The sequence below is a fragment of the Neokomagataea anthophila genome, assembly GCF_018122595.1.
GTDB classification, from domain to species: Bacteria; Pseudomonadota; Alphaproteobacteria; order Acetobacterales; family Acetobacteraceae; genus Gluconobacter; species Gluconobacter anthophilus.
In genome coordinates this window covers 1-262 of sequence record NZ_JAGRQH010000061.1, presented here as the reverse complement: position 1 = coordinate 262, position 262 = coordinate 1, and the positions used below count along the sequence as shown (strand labels likewise).

Below are 262 nucleotides of genomic sequence, written 5' to 3'. Positions count from 1 at the left end.
CGAAGGTCTCGGGACCGGCTGGCGTGACGGCCGAGCCCTTGCGATTGGGGAGGCCTTGGAGCGCGATGTTGTCCTTCACCGTCGCTGGCACGCCGTCGATCGGGCCGAGCGGCGCATCGCTCCGATAGCGCGCTTCGGAGGCACGGGCCGACGTGAGCGCGCCCTCGCGGTCGACGAGCGTGAAGGCGTTGACCGCGCCCTCGAACCGTTCCTGGCGCGCGAGAAGGTGCTCTGTCACCTCGACCGGCGACAGGCGGCGGGA

1 protein-coding gene is annotated in these 262 nt (G+C 71.4%); it reads right to left on the bottom strand.

Annotated elements, in window-relative coordinates:
- Window positions 1-262: amidase family protein (locus KB213_RS12085; protein WP_249110574.1), on the bottom strand; the 262-nt coding region annotated here is incomplete at both ends.